The following is a 17,150-nucleotide window of genomic DNA, read 5'->3' on the forward strand; positions in this document are numbered from 1 at the left end:
ACTCCACTCGTCCTGTGTATAAGATGAATTCATTAGCAGCTTAATCAAGAAGGTTCACATGTTAAACAACATTCGTATCGAAGAAGATTTGTTGGGTACCAGGGAAGTTCCAGCGGACGCGTACTACGGCGTCCACACTCTGAGAGCGATTGAAAACTTCTACATCAGCAACAGTAAAATCAGCGATATCCCCGAATTCGTTCGCGGTATGGTGATGGTGAAGAAGGCCGCCGCGCTGGCGAACAAAGAGCTGCACACCATTCCAAAAGGTGTCGCTGACGCCATTATTGCCGCATGTGATGAAGTCCTGAATAACGGCAAATGCATGGATCAGTTCCCGGTTGACGTCTATCAGGGCGGCGCAGGCACCTCCGTGAACATGAACACCAACGAAGTGCTGGCCAATATCGGCCTCGAACTGATGGGCCATCAGAAAGGTGAATACCAGTATCTGAACCCGAACGACCACGTTAACAAATGCCAGTCCACCAACGACGCCTACCCGACCGGCTTCCGCATCGCGGTGTACGCGTCCGTGGTGAAACTGATTGACGCCATCAATCAGTTAGGTGACGGCTTCCAGCGCAAGTCGGTCGAATTCCAGGATATCCTGAAGATGGGCCGCACTCAGTTGCAGGACGCAGTGCCGATGACCCTCGGCCAGGAATTCCACGCGTTCAACGTTCTGCTGAACGAAGAGACGAAGAACCTGTTGCGCACCTCTGAACTGCTGCTGGAAGTGAACCTCGGCGCAACCGCCATCGGTACGCGCCTGAACACTCCGGACGGCTACCAGCAGCTGGCGGTACAGAAGCTGGCAGAAGTCGCTAACATGCCGGTGGTGCCTGCCGAAGACCTGATTGAAGCAACCTCTGACTGCGGCGCTTATGTAATGGTTCACAGCTCGCTGAAACGTCTGGCGGTGAAGCTGTCGAAAATCTGTAATGACCTGCGCCTGCTCTCTTCTGGCCCGCGCGCTGGCCTGAACGAAATCAACCTGCCGGAGCTGCAGGCGGGTTCTTCTATCATGCCAGCCAAAGTGAACCCGGTTGTGCCGGAAGTCGTTAACCAGGTGTGCTTCAAGGTTATCGGCAACGACACCACCGTCACCATGGCCTCCGAAGCGGGTCAGCTGCAGCTGAACGTGATGGAGCCAGTGATTGGCCAGGCCATGTTCGAATCCATCCACATTCTCACCAACGCCTGCTACAACCTGCTGGAAAAATGCATCAACGGTATTACCGCGAACAAAGAAGTGTGTGAGGGCTACGTCTATAACTCCATCGGCATCGTGACCTACCTGAACCCGTTCATTGGCCACCACAACGGCGATATCGTCGGTAAAATCTGTGCCGAAACCGGCAAGAGCGTGCGTGAAGTGGTGCTGGAGCGTGGCCTGCTGACCGAGGCCGAACTGGACGATATCTTCTCCCCGCAGAACCTGATGCACCCGGCCTATAAAGCTAAGCGTTTTACCGATGAAAGCGAACAGTAATAATTCAGGTTAAAATCAGGCAAGGCACGTCGGCTGACGTGCCTTTTTTCTTTTCTGGAACATCAAAAAAATAACATTTAAGTATCCAACATCTAACAATCAAGGGAAGCGATCATGATAGTCATCGAACTTATCATTGTATTAGCGGCGATCTTTCTCGGCGCCAGATTAGGGGGAATTGGCATTGGCTACGCGGGTGGCCTTGGCGTTCTGGTGCTTGCCGCCATTGGCGTTGAGCCCGGCAAAATTCCGTTCGACGTTATCTCCATCATCATGGCGGTGATTGCAGCGATTTCCGCGATGCAAATCGCCGGTGGTCTGGATTACCTCGTGAATCAGACGGAAAAACTGCTGCGCCGTAACCCGAAATACATCACCATTCTGGCTCCCATCGTTACCTACTTCCTGACTATATTTGCCGGTACCGGCAACATCTCGCTGGCCACGCTGCCGGTGATTGCCGAAGTGGCAAAAGAGCAAGGCGTTAAGCCATGCCGCCCGCTCTCAACCGCCGTGGTCTCTGCGCAGATTGCGATTACCGCTTCGCCGATTTCCGCCGCCGTGGTGTACATGTCTTCGGTGATGGAAGGTCACGGCGTCAGCTACATCCACCTGCTCTCCGTGGTCATTCCGTCCACGCTGCTGGCAGTGCTGCTGATGTCGTTCCTCGTCACCATGCTGTTTAACTCTAAGCTTTCCGACGATCCGGTGTACCTCAAGCGCCTGGAAGAAGGGTTAATTGAGCTGCGCGGTGAACGCCAGATGGAGATCAAACCGAAGGCGAAACTGTCGGTGCTCCTGTTCCTGCTTGGCGTGGTCTGCGTGGTGGCTTATGCCATCGTTAACAGCCCAAGCCTTGGTCTGGTTGCCAAACCGTTGATGAACACCACTAACGCGATTCTGATCATCATGCTGAGCGTCGCCACTCTGACGACGATTATCTGTAAGGTCGAAACCGACAGCATTCTGAGCTCCAGCACCTTCAAGGCGGGCATGAGCGCCTGTATCTGTATTCTCGGCGTGGCCTGGCTAGGCGACACCTTCGTCTCCCACAACATTGACTGGATCAAAGAGACGGCCGGCAGCGTGATTCAGGGCCATCCGTGGCTTCTGGCGGTGATCTTCTTCTTCGCCTCCGCCCTGCTCTATTCTCAGGCGGCGACGGCGAAAGCCCTGATGCCGATGGCGCTGGCGCTGAACGTCTCCCCACTGACTGCCGTAGCCTCTTTCGCTGCGGTATCCGGCCTGTTCATTCTGCCGACCTACCCGACGCTTGTCGCCGCGGTACAGATGGATGACACAGGCACCACGCGCATTGGCCGCTTCGTGTTTAACCATCCGTTCTTCATTCCCGGCACCATGGGCGTCATTTTCTCAGTGTGCTTCGGCTTCCTGATTGGCAGCTTCGCTCTTTAACGCCTTTCGGGATGTAAAATTACTTAAAGTCGGGCCGCTCAGCGGCCCGGGTCGTTCATGTCTCCTCCCCACATCGTGCTATAGTGCCTTTTTTCGCCGATACGAGGTTGCCGATGACCCAGCCAGACGCCGTTGTTGTTCTCTGTACCGCCCCGGACGAAGCCACTGCCCAGGATCTAGCCGCCAAAGTGCTGGCGGAAAAACTCGCCGCCTGCGTGACGCTGCTGCCCGGCGCCACATCGCTTTATTACTGGGAAGGCAAGCTGGAGCAGGAGTATGAAGTGCAAATGCTGCTGAAGTCCGATACCGCTCATCAGCAGGCGCTGCTGGATTGTCTGAAGTCACATCACCCGTATCAAACCCCGGAACTGCTGGTTTTACCCGTTTCCCACAGAGACAACGATTACTTCTCATGGCTCAACGCATCCTTACGCTGATCCTGCTGCTGTGCAGCACATCGGCCTTCGCCGGGTTATTTGACGCACCCGGCCGCTCAAACTTCATCTCAGCCGATCAGGCCTTTGCTTTTGATTTTCAACAGAATGAGCACGACCTCAATCTGAGCTGGCAGATAAAAGATGGCTACTACCTGTATCGTAAGCAGGTCAGCATCACGCCAGCCCAGGCATCCGTGTCGCCGCTGGCGATGCCGGAGGGTGAGTGGCATGAAGATGAATTCTTTGGCAAAAGCGAAATTTATCGCCATCGGCTGATGCTGCCCGTTACGGTTAAGCAGGCTGATAAAGGCGCCACGCTGACGGTCACGTATCAGGGCTGTGCCGAAGCGGGTTTCTGCTATCCGCCTGAAACGAAAGTGGTGCCGCTGAGCGCTGTAGTGGCTTTGGCTGCCGAACGCCCTCTCCCTGACCCTCTCCCCCAGGAGAGGGAAAAAGAAGGCAATTCAGATGCCAGTCACTCCCTCTCCCCAGGGGAAAGTAGAAATGCTGAATCTGACTCAGAGCTCCCCTTCTCTGCCCTGTGGGCGCTGCTAATCGGTATCGGCATCGCCTTCACCCCCTGCGTGCTGCCGATGTATCCGCTGATCTCCGGCATTGTCCTTGGCGGGCAGAAACGTCTCTCCATGGGCCGGGCACTGTTGTTGGCCTTCGTTTACGTTCAGGGGATGGCGCTCACCTACACGGCGCTGGGCCTCGTGGTCGCCGCGGCCGGCATGAAGTTCCAGGCCGCGCTTCAGCATCCCTATGTTCTCATTGGCCTGTCAGCCGTCTTTATTCTGCTGGCGCTCTCCATGTTTGGCCTGTTCAGCCTGCAGCTGCCCTCGTCGCTGCAAACGCGCCTGACGCTGATGAGCAACCGCCAACAAGGTGGCTCCGCAGGTGGCGTGTTCGCGATGGGCGCCATCGCCGGGCTGATTTGCTCGCCCTGCACCACCGCGCCGCTGAGCGCCATTTTGCTGTACATCGCCCAGAGCGGAAACCTGTGGCTCGGCGGCGGTACGCTTTATCTGTACGCGCTGGGTATGGGTCTGCCGCTGATTCTGGTGACCGTCTTCGGCAACCGCCTGCTGCCGAAAAGCGGTCCGTGGATGGCGCAGGTCAAAATTGCTTTCGGGTTTGTGATTCTTGCGCTGCCGGTGTTCCTGCTGGAGCGCATTATCGGTGACGTCTGGGGCTTACGTTTGTGGTCGATGCTGGGTATCGCCTTCTTTGGCTGGGCATTTATCACCAGCCTTTCGGCAAATAAGCCGTGGCTGCGCGTGGTGCAGATTATCCTGCTGGCCGCCGCGCTGGTCAGCGCCCGCCCGCTGCAGGACTGGGCATTTGGCGCTGCGCAAACGCAGCAGCAGGCACATCTGGACTTCAAGCGCATCAGCAACGTGGACGAACTCAGCCAGGCGCTTGCCGAGGCGAAAGGCAAACCGGTGATGCTCGATCTTTACGCAGACTGGTGCGTGGCATGTAAAGAGTTTGAGAAATACACCTTTAGCGATCCACAGGTGCAACAAGCGTTAAAAAGCAGCGTTTTATTGCAGGCCGACGTGACGCGCAACACAGCGCAGGACGTCGCCTTGCTGAAAGAGTTGCAAGTTCCGGGTCTGCCGACCATTCTGTTTTTCGATACCGCAGGCAAAGAGATCCCATCCATGCGGGTTGCCGGGTTTATGGATGCCGCCACCTTTCAGGCGCATTTGCAGAAACGGGCCCGGTAAACGACACTTTTAAAGGGATAGACGGAGGACAAAGCCGTGCAACGCGAAGACGTACTGGGGAAAGCCCTGCAATTACTTGAGATTAAAGGTATTGCTGACACGACGCTGGAAATGGTGGCCGAAGAGGTTGCCACGCCGCTTGATGAACTGACGCGCTTCTGGCCCGATAAAGAAGCGCTGCTGTATGACGTGCTGCGCCATCTCAGCCAGCAGGTTGATATCTGGCGTCGCCAGCTGATGCTGAACGATGAGCTGAGCAATGAGCAAAAAGTGCTGGCCCGCTACAGTGCGCTCACCGAATGCGTCAGCAACAATCGCTATCCTGGCTGCCTGTTTATCGCAGCCTGTACGTTTTATCCGGACCCTGAGCACCCTATTCACCAGCTTGCGGACCTGCAAAAACGTGCTGCCCATGAGTTTACGCACGAGCTGCTGACGAAGCTTGAAGTGGACGATCCGACGATGGTCGCCAAACAAATGGAGCTGGTGCTGGAGGGCTGCCTGAGCCGCCTGCTGGTAAAACGCAGCCAGCAGGATGTCGATACCGCTCAGCGTCTGGCTGAGGATATTTTACGCTTTGCTCAATGCCGTTCAGGTGGCGCACTGACCTGAGCGCAAATTTGTCAGTGAAAATCGCAGCGAAATTATGCAAATTGCCGCAAAGTTAAGCAACCACACCCGTTTTCCTTGATTAGGGTTGACGGGCATCGCCGATTAGGGTTTAATTCGCCCCGTTGCCCGGATAGCTCAGTCGGTAGAGCAGGGGATTGAAAATCCCCGTGTCCTTGGTTCGATTCCGAGTCCGGGCACCACTTTCACTTCTATGTATGTCTCCCAAACTCCACAAAACTCAAGTATAATCACTGCCATACGTCACTTTCTGACATTTCGAACTCCACTGACCTCAACCCAACTCTCTCTAAATCAAGTTGTATCTGGGGGCTTTTCAGGGGGCTCTTTGTGTTCAATGAAAATTGAGGCCCCCATATGGCACTGACAGCCCGGCAGGTCGAGACCGCCAAGCCTAAAGAGAAGGACTATAAACTCTCTGACGAGCGTGGCCTTTTTCTTCTGGTGACCACCACAGGAAAACGATACTGGCGTATGAAATACCGTATAGCCGGTAAAGAGAAAAAGTTATCTATCGGCGTTTATCCTGAAGTCTCTCTGGCTGATGCACGTGTAAAACGCGATGAGGCCAGAAAGGTAATTGCTGATGGTGGCGACCCAAGCGAGAAAAAGCAGCTCGAAAAACTCGCCAAAAAGATATCCGTCGTTAATACCTTCAGAGTGCTCGCTATGGAGTGGCACAAGCACAAGTGTATCTCATGGTCGGAAAGCTACGCAGAAAGCGTTATGGAAGCGCTGGAGAAGGATATCTTCCCTTATGTGGGTAAACGCCCTGTCGCAGAGATCCTTCCTCTGGAGATGCTGGAGGTTTTACGTCTGATTGAAAAACGTGGTTCGCTGGAAAAATTACGTAAGGTCAGGCAGTACTGCAATCAGATCTTCCGCTACGCCATCGCAACAGGACGTGCGACGATTAATCCAGCAGCAGAACTGACCGGTACGCTGACCGCACCAAAAACCGAGCACTTCCCTCACCTACAGGCATCCGAGTTACCCGCATTTCTTGCCAGTCTGGCTGATTACCATGGCAGTTGCATTACGCGTATGGCAACCAGTCTGCTGCTGCTGACAGGAGTACGTACTATTGAACTACGCGCTGCGGAATGGCAAGAGTTTGATCTGGAGAATGCGTTATGGACAATCCCTGAAAGCCGCATGAAGAAACGCCGTAAGCATCTGGTGCCTTTGTCAGACCAGGTTCTGGCGATCCTGCAGGAACTCCGCACTTATACCGGTCAGTATCAACTCGTGTTTCCAGGGCGTTGTAATATTAACAAGCCGATGAGTGAAGCCAGTATTAACATGGTGATCAAACGTATCGGCTATGATGGTAAAGCTACAGGCCATGGCTTTCGGCACACTATGAGTACTATTTTGCATGAGCAGGGCTTTAATACTGCATGGATCGAGATGCAGCTGGCTCATGTGGATAAGAATAGTATTCGCGGAACCTATAACCACGCACAGTATCTGGAAAACCGCCGCGAGATGATGCAATGGTATGCAGATCACATCAGCAGAATGACTGATTAAAGGTCTTATCCTCTTTAAGGGCCTCATCACGCTTCGTGATCAGTGGCCCTTTTTTTCCTTATCCCGGAGGGATACATCATCGTTTCCCGTAATCTAGTATTTACCTCCGGCATTATATTCATGGAACCATTGATGCATTAGGCACATCATAAATATGAGCCGCAAAGTGGGATTGTAACCGATGGTCGAGTAGGGCCTGAAAAATGTCCGCACAGCAATCATCATTAGCAATAATTTTTCCCTGTGCATCAAACTGGAGATTCAGTCTGAATCGCACCGCATTTACCCTCAAACTCTCCATGAATTCTGGCACCTTGTAATACCCCTTTTCTTTAATAGCAGATGCTCTTCTCAGTTGCATCGCATTATTACCAACGTACCGTTTCAACGGCTCTGCATCGGTAAGCAACTGACTGAATTCCGGTTCATCCATTAATACGTTAAAATTATCAATATGCGCTGTCTTGTAACTCAAAACTGATTCAAATACTTTTTTATTCTTAATGTAAACATTATCCTCAAGAATGAAAAAGTCAAAATCCTTTGCAATGTTAAATCGTGGAGACCTATCAATTTTCAACTTATTATTTTTGAAAACAACTGACTTCAACCCGGCCTGCTTTTTGGTCGCCCAGGATGCATCAGTTTTCTTCACACAGTGTAGTACTGTATCACCGGAGACTAATTTTACAGAGTAGAAATCACAATTAGATAACTCTTTAATCTCTTTTACCTTTTTTGCTGGTATTTGATTCGCAGATACCGTTGTAACATCTACAGCCGAAGTTTCCCCGGTTCCAATAAGCATAAGACTGCCTTCGTTGTTCTGCGCCAGCAACGAATAATCCATGATTTCTGTATAGTTACTTCTTTCTGTTTGAATAAATCCTAATAATTCTGTTTTAAGCTCAGGATCTACTGGGATCCATTTCCCTGTAAATGACGTCTGCCCTTTCAGGGATTTTTTCCTGAATACCCAGACCGATAACTCGGCCGTTTGAAGATCAAAGCCCTGTAAATTCTCAAGCATCATCATTCTCTCCACAAATGACTATAACAGATTGTATTGTTTCGTACTCATAATCTGAATTTGGATTAACATCTGTGTTGGCTAATACAACTCCAGAAAAGATATCATTGCTCCCAGGGAAACGATAAGATATCTCATACATCTTCCAGTTAAAGACTATAAGCATGGGATTTAATATTATTTGACCTGACTTATATGAGAGCCAGAAGAGCCACAACAAGAATATAACAAACCCTAAAAACTTATTTGTCTCCATATAACTTATGCTCATAAATGAAACGATATAAGGAAGCACATAATTCATTAAATCTGATGGAGTATATTTTGATTCAATTATTTTTATTTTTTGTCCATCGGGTTTAGCAAGGTTCAAAGCAAACCATGAGAAAACAAAGCAGGCTAAACAAACAAGAAACAAACTCACTGACAGGAATGGTTTTTGAAGCGGAAGATGGCATGTTCCTGAAGTCAAGAAATTAAAACAAATATTTCCCTTAAGTTTTTTATTGTCCAGATCCTGCATTAGCAGGATCATACTTAATGGCAAATATGATCCTAAGAAGATTGCAAGAGCAAAGAATAGTCTTGGTGTCACGCTCCCCCCTTGTTTTTTCTTATGTTCTTAATCAAACGACCTCGCGTTTTTTTCACTGTTTTTTTGGTCCTGTCCGGAAACAGTATTGCCTGCTGCTCAGCCACACTCAGATGCATATTCTTTTCCAGAAGAGTCCATTCTTCATCGCTCCAGGGACGAAAACCAGCTTCACTACTACGGGACTTCTTCAGCCCCAGCCTTTTCGCCATTATTAACTGACATTGCATTTCTTCCTGGCAGACGAGCAGACCAACATTCCCATCCGGGGATAGTCCGCTTTAAGTATATCGAGTTCTACCTCCCGCCAGAAACGACCACTTTGCACTCCCAGTGTCTCCGCCATTGAAAAGATCGCACTAATACTTCTTCCAGGACGTAGTTGTTTCAGGGATCTGACATCCATACCTCGGGTGTAGTGGTCACGGATAACATCCTTTTTCAGCCTCACTCCACGGCGCACTTTTCTTTTTTCGGCATCCAAGCTTGTTAGCCATTAGCCTTACTGCGCCAGGCGTTCGTCCTAACCGTACAGCAATCTTCGCGACAGGTGCCGAGGAATAGTTATTTTCCAGAAAGGTTAAATCCCTGACTGTCCATCTAGCTCGGTTATTACGGTAACAAACTGAATACCTCATATTCTTAGCACCATTTTTACTCTGATGCATTCTGTTTTATTTCAGCATAGCGGGCAGCCAGTTGTTTCAGATGCACCTCCAGTTGAGACCTCGCAGCGGCAGGCAAAGGTACTCCAGCAGGATTTTCTGACAATACTCGCAGTTGCTCTTCAGCCGGCATGGACTGGTTAAAAGACTGCCGAATGGAAAATACAACAGACTTCAGTTCGCTGACCGTCATGTATTTCCCTTTCTGCTCATCCAATCCGTTCAACCTTTCACTCAGTTTCTGTAGCGTCATCATTCCCTGATGCCAGCCATTCAGCTGTTCCGTCGGCAATGAGGCAGCACTAAGTTGTTGCCGCCACTGTTGTATCAGGGGTCTGGCCTGTTCAGGCCACAGTGACTGAGCCTGTTCCACAAGCTGTCGACTGTAGTCAATATTCCAGTCAGGCGGTAATTTATCCAGTCGGTCAAGCTGCTGTTGTGTCTGAGCGATAAGGTCCTTCGGCAACGAAGTTTGCTGACGCAACATGTCCAGTTGTTCAGTTGTGAGAAGTGCAGGTAATGGTGTCAGTGAGACTACTAGCTGGGCCTGTAGCGGGTCAAGCTGGTGAAGCAACTGCCAACCCCACTCTGCGACAGCGCTTATCACCAACATGGTACACATCCCGGCAGTGAAAGATTTCCATTTTTTTACCGGAGTAGGCACCGCTGCCAGCACTTCCACATTCGGCTGCGGTTCCGGCTGCGCAACGTAAACCCACTTCACAGCACTCTCTGGCGTATCTTCAGCAGGGCTACCAGTAAGGTCCCTCGCGGATGCTGTAGCCTCATTCATCACGGAGGCAGGCAACACAATACCAGGCTGAATGTTTGACCTGGTGCTGGTTATTCCATCACTGTTTTCCAGCCTGACAGCACTGTTGTGCATCAGAGTACGCAACGTATCAAGCTGGCTCAGGTGCTTAAGCTCCAGACGCTGCAATACTTCCCCCAGGCTGGTGAGCAATTGCTCTGCCCGATACAACTGGCTGAGGTCGCTGTAATTCAGCGGGAGCGAGCGCATTCGTTGCTGCAGACGCTGGCTCAGACTACTGAGGATTTCCATACGGGCATGGACCGACTGCGGCCAGAGTGCGCCCCACTGATGGCTTATCAGTGCTTCGAGTATCGCCAGCCCTTCATTTAGGCCGAATAAACCGGCCAGTTGCGTACGCGCAAGCGTATACCAGGCTGCCATTTGCAGTTCTACACCGTTCTGCTCAAACAGTGAGAGACACCGTTTTTCGACATACTGCCAGTTAACATCCGGACGTGCCGGATGGGTCAGCTTACTCAGTTCATCACGCAGGGCGGCATAGTCCGGCAGCGCCCTGGGGTCGCCACCAGTTTTGATTCTTCGTGGGTTGATGTCATTCATGGCCAGTTGTCCATTTGACGTATAAGGAGCGATTGAAAGTTATTGCTTATGCGGCTTCGCTTTCTGCATATTCGAGACTCTGCAGATACTGTAGCGCCACCGGGTCAGCAATATATTCAACCTGCCCATGGTGACGCTCCACCTCATCAATAATTCTGCTGAGCTCGACCCGGAAAAACTCCTTACGCAGGTTAACCCGGTTAATCCGGTAGCTTTCAAGATGGTCGTGAAGTGTCTTTTCAAGCGCAGGAGCGTCATCGCAGGAAATCATGGCGTGGACGTCAAAATCAAACGGCACGGCTGCCCCGCTTAATTCCTTCACGCGATCCATCGGTTCCAGTCGTCTGGTCATGCCGATTTTAAAGACGTTTTCACCGAAAGAGCCAATATTCGAAATCACATACACATGTCCCTGTTTCGTGAGCTGGGCCATGGATTTGGCGCGCTCATACTGCTGATGCACGTCCTGGATTTTCTGCTCCAGCTCCAGACGCTGTCTTTCCAGTTCTTCCCGGTGAGCACCTTCAGCGGCGAGCAGGGCTTCTTCCAGTAAACGCTGCTGCTCAGCAAGGCGTTGCTCTTCCTCTTCCGCCTCGCGCTGCTGCTGGTCCAGTTCATCCTGCCGCTGTTTTTCTTCCCGCATCTGACGCTTGAGCTCAGCCTGGTATTCTTTTTCTTCCTGCGCTTTTTCCAGCAGGGCGACCTTATCCAGAAACTGCTGTTTTACGCCTTCCCAGTCGGCATTATCTTCCAGTTCCAGAAAGGTGATTTTCTCGCTGATGGCCGCGTAAGCCCCTCTCTCCTTCCTGAGCTGGTCGTACTTGCTTTGCCAGTTATTTACCGTGGTACCGGAAAGCAGGGTTTTCACCTTAAATTTATACGCGGAATCTACAATACGCTGCAGTGCCCGGGAGGCTTTATTTCTGGCATTGTGAAAGTCATCCCACTGGCCGGAAAGCTGTTTCTTTTCCGGATACAGACCGCGAGCCACTTCAGCACTGACCGTTTCGTCAAAGGCTTTCTCTTTCTGCGCCTGGTCCAACATGGCCTGTTCGAGTTCTGCTGTTTTCTTCCGGAAACCCCGGTAAATGAAAACCCGCATTATCAGCGCAACGGCTATCAGTAAACCGAAGAACAGACCGATAACACCAGCCGGATTAGAAACATATTCAATAAATCGCTCATTAAGATTGATTAATGCTCTTACCGCGACATAAATGCCCCAGGCAATGACGCCAATAATAACCAGAATAATACCCGCAACATTGTCATATTTTTTTCTTCGTGCCATGTTTTATCTCTTCCCTTTCTTCTTTTAATCCTGACTCTCTAATCTGTACAACGGGCAAGGATACTTCGCCATATCGTATTAATACTGATTTCCTGAACAAATCGGTAAATGGGTGTACCCGGGCTTACTGGCCATATAGAGGGGAGCGCATGTGGGCTGTCGGGGTTGGGTACTGACCGGCTCGTCATTTTCTGCAACGGGTTGCTGTTTCTGCTTTTTCGCCACTGTCACCTTTTTCGTCTGCGTTTTGCGGGTGGAAGTGGGCGGTTTTACCCGATTGCTGGCGTCTGAGGAACCATACCCGGAACAGAATCGTTTCGACTGGCTCAGACTCCCGTCATTACAGACAAAATAACCATCAGAAGTACAATGTGATATTCCGCCTTTTGAGCCCGAGCATGGCTGTCTTCCACGGGCTGCTTCAACCGGCAGGCTAAAAATCACACTAAGCACCAGAAGGAACCCTATTATTTTCATTTGTTTATCCATGATTTATTTTTGAGATCTGCCCCCCACCTGCTATAGAACATTTCGCCAGATAAATATGCAGTGGCCGATGACAGAGAAATGAGCGTTCAAATTGCGGTACTCATTACAGTAGAAGTACCGGATTCAGATCGAAAACAACACCTGCACCCATATCTCAGTTCTGACCTGGCAACGTCCCAGGCCGGTCACTCACATTACTCGACCGGATGCACAGGCCCCGGGGGCCACACCCTGCTGTTAAGGAATACCAGCATAATCTTTCAATCCGGCTGTTATACCGCAAAGCGGTACCGGGAGTAACAGATTTGCTGAACTTCCAGAGCAGGGCGACAAAATGAAGCATTTTCAGGGGATCCTGTACAGATTTGTCACGGGTGATTACAAGGCAGGGTATCGTCCCTGATAATTAAAGCAGCATTCTTGCGACTGCCATGATTGATGGGTTGATACGAAATCAACTCATTGCGTTAATCCGCTTCAGAGTTACAGAACCCGGAGGAATTCGCCTGCTAATGACTCACAACATCCTTACTACTCTGTGGCTGTTTCGCCGTTAGCTCATCACCCTCTGTATTAAATGATAAACAGGTCCCACCTTCACAGTGGATATTAACCGGCATCCCGAGTTGGTCATGCCAACAAATGAATAACGCGTCGTTATTAAAAACCACCGTTGTTTTAGACAGTTCCCCATCAATTACTTTCGTAATCCCCTTAACTTCATTGAGGTTGTGCACCCCCACATATTTCAGCACATCCCAGTTTATAGTAAATTCAACATTGTTACCCATCATTTCTATTTCATGTCCGGCATCCATTATCGTTTTCACACGGCCATCTGGATAAATAAAAGATTTACTACCGGTGTAATATAAAATCTGAGTACCATCTTCTTGTGTTTCTAGCTTGTATTTCATAATTGTTCCCTGTATTAACAACAAATGAATTAAAGAGACTATCTGTGTTGTTTTGAGGTCAATAACTCAGGCTAACAGGCAGCCAATCATCGAAAAAAAGGTTTCTTCGTCAAAAGGACGCCGGTGCCCTGCCTGGCCTTCATGAATACTGTATGTCCAGAACGGTCCGTCACTGGAGCGCATGAACAGACGGTAAATCAACTGTGGTTTCACCCCGTGGTATAGCGTGACATCCACACATCCGGTCACGCTCTGTCCGTACAAAAACGCCGGCGTAAATTTAATGATTCTGTTGCCATAACATAAAGCCACCCCGGTGAGAGTAAATGCGCCCTCTGAGATCAGCAGCTCATTCAGGGAAACCGTAAAGCTCCGGATTTCAATGCCGGTGCCTTCCAGCCACTCACCAATATTGTCCTGTAACTGCACCATCGACTGGCGAAACTCAGCGATATCAGCCTGCGCCTGGTTTTTAAAACATCCTGCGGGTGCCTGCATCGACTGAAGTTTTTTCAGAAATTGTTCTTTTGCTGACATAGATTCTTTGCGTGTATGTGAAGGGATACTGGTTCTTTACAGTCGGTGGTTGCTATCCAGGAAATTCTGCTGACGAAGGTGACGGATGAGCACCCGTCCTTCTGGCATAAATTCCGTACCGTAGCGAACCAGACCCACCCCACTGAGCTCCGCATCGATGGCATAGCGCAGTTCTCCCGGGACCGCCTGCTCAAGCAGTACCACCTCAATGGAGCTCAGGCGCGGTTCATATTTCAGCAACACGCCGGAGAGTGTGGACATCAGCTTGTGTGCCGTGCCGGGCAGGCCCTGCAGAATGGTGGTCATATCCGGTAGCCCGTAATCGGGTATATGTGCCAGCGTGCCGGCACGACAATTAAGAATGCGCTGCATGTTATCCAGCACAGACAGGATGACCTGACTTTCTTCACTGACCTGATGAAGATCGAGATCACCGGCAAAGTTACCGCAAAGCATCTCGTACAAAGAAGGCGTATTTCTTGACGTCATCAGTTTGCCCCATCCGGCTTGATTATAAAGACGTTGCCGTTGTCATCCCTCTCCAGAAGTGACCAACGGGCACGATGCATTTTGCCGTCCTTATCTTCAAACTCCGGCATGACCTGTCCGGTGTGGGTACGGGTATACTGTGTTGTGCCATTAACAATAGCCGCCCAGCGACCATCGAATGGTGAAACATCGCCACTCCAGCACGTGATGCGTACTCCTGTTTCCTTCAGTAGATCTTTTTCTCTCTGCGGCCAGTTGTATAATTCTTCAGGCTTGCCTTCAGGGAAAAAACCTTCTGGTGGAACATCAATAAATTCACCTTCGATACGACGAATCAGCGTCCAGCCTGTTTTAGCCCATTCAGAGTCATCCCAGCTATAGATCCTCTCGCCGTCCTTAGTAATATAATCGCTTCGCTGCACTCCTTGTCGTGCCGATGCAGGCTGCCCATAATCAGCAGGTATAAACCGGGCTGGGGCAAAATCAATGTCGGGCAAATAAATTCCTGTTTGCACAGGGTTTTCGCCTAATTCGATACGAACAGATGTATCAAGTTCGTATTGGGGAATCTGTAAAGGGAGATCATTCGAGGTATAAGCGTTTTCACCATCGTAGGTTAAACGCCCTTCATTCCAGGAACCTCTAATTGTGGCAGACAACTGCCTGTCCAGAATTGTTGCGATGCCTTGAAGTTCAGATATTGTTTCGATTTCATCCCGCGTCATCCACCCATCCCAGCATTCAGTAATGCCTTTGTTGATATCACTCATGGTATGACCGATGTTAAATGCCTTGATATCATTATGGGTGCGAAGAATAAAAGCTTCGGTATAACGCTCTCTGGCGGAACGAATATTGGGTAAAACACGATTCCCCCACACCACATCAGCCTGCTGCCACAAAGGCAGTTTACGGCTGTTCAACGGCATCTCTCGCAAATAGCGCGCAAAAGCCGCCTCATGAGCATCGATATAAGCAATAATTGCATCACGCGTGGCAGCATAATGTTCAGGAGAAATAAAATTCTCAAGTAAATAACATTCCTGAGGATGTAAGATGGCCATTAGTTTTTGTCCTTTGGTTCGTACCAGTTATGGGTGTTTTCCAGTTTTGGCAATCCCTGATACGGATAAACAGGATCGTTAGCCGCATCGCCATATCCCCAGCCTGTTTTCTGCCGCGGTCCGGTGTACTCTTTTTTCAGTTGTGATGGGTCGAGAACAATTTGTACAGCTCCGCCTTCCAGGGAATATTCTGGAGCCTCACGGTTAATCTGGGTACCCGCACGTCCCTCCCAGACCTTCAGTGGTTGTCCTGGAGGAACGGTATAAGTCACATACTCCCCGTTCTCATTCCATTTTTTCCATACCGCAAACCTGCGTCGCCATTCACTTTTGCTGGTCAGCTTGTCAAATTCAGATTTACGCATCCAGCAGATATTGTTATCCCCTGAAGAAGGGTCTACTACACGATAGAGAACAGTACCTGGCGGGATTTCAACCGCTCGCATGGAGTTGTCGAAAGTATCAAATTTATTCTTCAGTATCGGGTTTTTGCTGGTTTCACTGATATCCGGCCAGCCAGCTACAACTTTATCTTTAAAATTGAACTTATCCAGCGCTTCGTATTTAGGCTCTTTTGCCTCCAGATCCACCCAGTCTGGCTTTTCTCGTTTGAAAAATGCCAGTTCTTCACTGGCGCGGGTTGCACCATAAAGGTGAACGTTATCACCAACATGAGCACGAAACGCATTGTCCCCTTCAACTCTGAGGCGATTTGCCAGCCGCTCCAGAATGCCGTTCAGTGGTTTCAGGGCTTTCGCCAGCATAGCATTTGCCTTGCTGCGCACAGAGACCAGCGTTTCCCACAGTGCAGCGACAGGACGTTGCAGGCTGGAGGGTCCCCAACGGGTTACGGTATCGAACAGACTGCGCGTCACCTTCATCAGTTTGTCCATCACCTCAAGCAACGCAGATGTACTGAGCATCTTTTTCAGTTCATCAATTTTGCCTGCCAGATAATGATAGGGATTGTAAATCCGGAGCGTTCGCAGCGTGCCACGCACCGTAGGGGTATCCAGAAAACGGTTAAGTTGCGTGATACTCCCGTCAAGCAGACGGTTGTAATTACCGGCCTTGCTCAGTTCATTGAAGTGGGCTTTACGGATTGACAAAAACATCACCTTCGCACTGCCTTTCACCAGAGACCCCAGCGTCGGAAAGCAGCCAACCAGCGTCAGACCAAGACACACCCACGGCCATATCTCAGTGTCATTTTCTTTTATTTTTTTGCAGTTGGCGATAAGGTCGCGTACATCGCAGACCTGATCCACCAGAGGGATCATCGAGATAATCGTTCCGGTCACAATCTGCCCGGTCGTCTGCTGTTCGTTAAAGTCGCCCTGAAGCGTTTCCCACAACCATTGCCCGGACGCTTTCGCCTTATCGGCCAGTTCGTCATACCAGCTTTGTGGCGGGGGCTGGTAGAAAGCCAGTGCGTGCTGAAGTTCCTGATCTATCAT

17 protein-coding genes and 1 tRNA gene are annotated in these 17,150 nt (G+C 50.3%); 7 read left to right on the forward strand and 11 right to left on the reverse strand.

Going from position 1 to position 17,150, the window contains the following annotated elements; all coding sequences use genetic code 11:
• Nucleotides 1-58: 58 nt before the first annotated feature.
• The 7 genes from aspA (at nucleotide 59) to RTU33_RS17215 (ending at nucleotide 7,244) form a co-directional block, all read left to right on the forward strand.
• On the forward strand, nucleotides 59-1,495 hold the full coding sequence (aspA, locus tag RTU33_RS17185; protein WP_312628986.1) for an aspartate ammonia-lyase: 1,437 nt from the start codon (nucleotides 59-61) through the stop codon (nucleotides 1,493-1,495).
• A 114-nt stretch (nucleotides 1,496-1,609) separates the two neighbouring features.
• Nucleotides 1,610-2,911 carry an anaerobic C4-dicarboxylate transporter gene (locus RTU33_RS17190; RefSeq protein ID WP_312628988.1) on the forward strand — a complete coding sequence of 434 codons (1,302 nt, stop codon included), beginning with the start codon at nucleotides 1,610-1,612 and terminating at the stop codon, nucleotides 2,909-2,911.
• A 113-nt stretch (nucleotides 2,912-3,024) separates the two neighbouring features.
• A complete protein-coding gene (gene cutA, locus RTU33_RS17195; RefSeq protein ID WP_312628989.1) occupies nucleotides 3,025-3,348 on the forward strand; it encodes a divalent cation tolerance protein CutA in 324 nt (107 codons plus the stop codon).
• On the forward strand, nucleotides 3,324-5,081 hold the full coding sequence (locus RTU33_RS17200) for a protein-disulfide reductase DsbD (protein ID WP_312628990.1): 1,758 nt from the start codon (nucleotides 3,324-3,326) through the stop codon (nucleotides 5,079-5,081). Before cutA ends, RTU33_RS17200 begins: the two co-directional genes overlap by 25 nt.
• 36 nt (nucleotides 5,082-5,117) lie before the next feature.
• Entirely contained in the window at nucleotides 5,118-5,693 is a 576-nt protein-coding gene (locus tag RTU33_RS17205) for a transcriptional regulator (RefSeq protein ID WP_312628991.1), read from the forward strand.
• A gap of 124 nt (nucleotides 5,694-5,817) precedes the next feature.
• Nucleotides 5,818-5,893: transfer RNA gene (locus RTU33_RS17210), tRNA-Phe, on the forward strand.
• A 175-nt stretch (nucleotides 5,894-6,068) separates the two neighbouring features.
• Entirely contained in the window at nucleotides 6,069-7,244 is a 1,176-nt protein-coding gene (locus RTU33_RS17215) for a phage integrase central domain-containing protein (protein ID WP_312628992.1), read from the forward strand.
• 118 nt (nucleotides 7,245-7,362) lie between these two features.
• Here RTU33_RS17215 and RTU33_RS17220 read toward each other — a convergent pair whose 3' ends face one another.
• The 11 genes from RTU33_RS17220 to RTU33_RS17265 all read right to left on the reverse strand — a co-directional run bounded on the left by RTU33_RS17220 (nucleotide 7,363) and on the right by RTU33_RS17265 (nucleotide 17,150).
• The gene (locus tag RTU33_RS17220; RefSeq protein ID WP_312628993.1) at nucleotides 7,363-8,280 is read right to left on the reverse strand and encodes a Kiwa anti-phage protein KwaB-like domain-containing protein; all 918 of its coding nucleotides are present in this window, start codon (nucleotides 8,278-8,280) and stop codon (nucleotides 7,363-7,365) included.
• Nucleotides 8,267-8,869, reverse strand: coding sequence for a hypothetical protein (locus tag RTU33_RS17225; protein ID WP_212563037.1), 603 nt, complete (start codon nucleotides 8,867-8,869; stop codon nucleotides 8,267-8,269). Before RTU33_RS17225 ends, RTU33_RS17220 begins: the two co-directional genes overlap by 14 nt.
• Nucleotides 8,866-9,096: a hypothetical protein gene (locus tag RTU33_RS17230; RefSeq protein ID WP_312628995.1), complete on the reverse strand. Its 231-nt coding sequence runs from the start codon at nucleotides 9,094-9,096 to the stop codon at nucleotides 8,866-8,868. Before RTU33_RS17230 ends, RTU33_RS17225 begins: the two co-directional genes overlap by 4 nt.
• A gap of 424 nt (nucleotides 9,097-9,520) precedes the next feature.
• The gene (locus RTU33_RS17235; protein WP_312628996.1) at nucleotides 9,521-10,906 is read right to left on the reverse strand and encodes a VasL domain-containing protein; all 1,386 of its coding nucleotides are present in this window, start codon (nucleotides 10,904-10,906) and stop codon (nucleotides 9,521-9,523) included.
• Between the two features lie 46 nt (nucleotides 10,907-10,952).
• Entirely contained in the window at nucleotides 10,953-12,197 is a 1,245-nt protein-coding gene (locus tag RTU33_RS17240; RefSeq protein WP_312628997.1) for a GIY-YIG nuclease family protein, read from the reverse strand.
• Between the two features lie 78 nt (nucleotides 12,198-12,275).
• On the reverse strand, nucleotides 12,276-12,674 hold the full coding sequence (locus RTU33_RS21900; protein WP_409438258.1) for a hypothetical protein: 399 nt from the start codon (nucleotides 12,672-12,674) through the stop codon (nucleotides 12,276-12,278).
• A 521-nt stretch (nucleotides 12,675-13,195) separates the two neighbouring features.
• Nucleotides 13,196-13,603 carry a hypothetical protein gene (locus RTU33_RS17245; protein ID WP_312628998.1) on the reverse strand — a complete coding sequence of 136 codons (408 nt, stop codon included), beginning with the start codon at nucleotides 13,601-13,603 and terminating at the stop codon, nucleotides 13,196-13,198.
• Nucleotides 13,604-13,669: 66 nt separating this feature from the next.
• On the reverse strand, nucleotides 13,670-14,140 hold the full coding sequence (locus RTU33_RS17250; RefSeq protein ID WP_312628999.1) for a hypothetical protein: 471 nt from the start codon (nucleotides 14,138-14,140) through the stop codon (nucleotides 13,670-13,672).
• 36 nt (nucleotides 14,141-14,176) lie between these two features.
• On the reverse strand, nucleotides 14,177-14,629 hold the full coding sequence (tssE, locus tag RTU33_RS17255) for a type VI secretion system baseplate subunit TssE (protein WP_312629000.1): 453 nt from the start codon (nucleotides 14,627-14,629) through the stop codon (nucleotides 14,177-14,179).
• The gene (locus RTU33_RS17260; RefSeq protein WP_312629001.1) at nucleotides 14,629-15,693 is read right to left on the reverse strand and encodes a type VI secretion protein ImpA; all 1,065 of its coding nucleotides are present in this window, start codon (nucleotides 15,691-15,693) and stop codon (nucleotides 14,629-14,631) included. The genes tssE and RTU33_RS17260 overlap by 1 nt, the downstream gene beginning before the upstream one ends.
• On the reverse strand, nucleotides 15,693-17,150 hold the full coding sequence (locus tag RTU33_RS17265; protein ID WP_312629002.1) for a hypothetical protein: 1,458 nt from the start codon (nucleotides 17,148-17,150) through the stop codon (nucleotides 15,693-15,695). The genes RTU33_RS17260 and RTU33_RS17265 overlap by 1 nt, the downstream gene beginning before the upstream one ends.

It is taken from the genome of Scandinavium sp., from assembly GCF_032012665.1.
In the GTDB taxonomy this organism is placed as follows: domain Bacteria; phylum Pseudomonadota; class Gammaproteobacteria; order Enterobacterales; family Enterobacteriaceae; genus Scandinavium.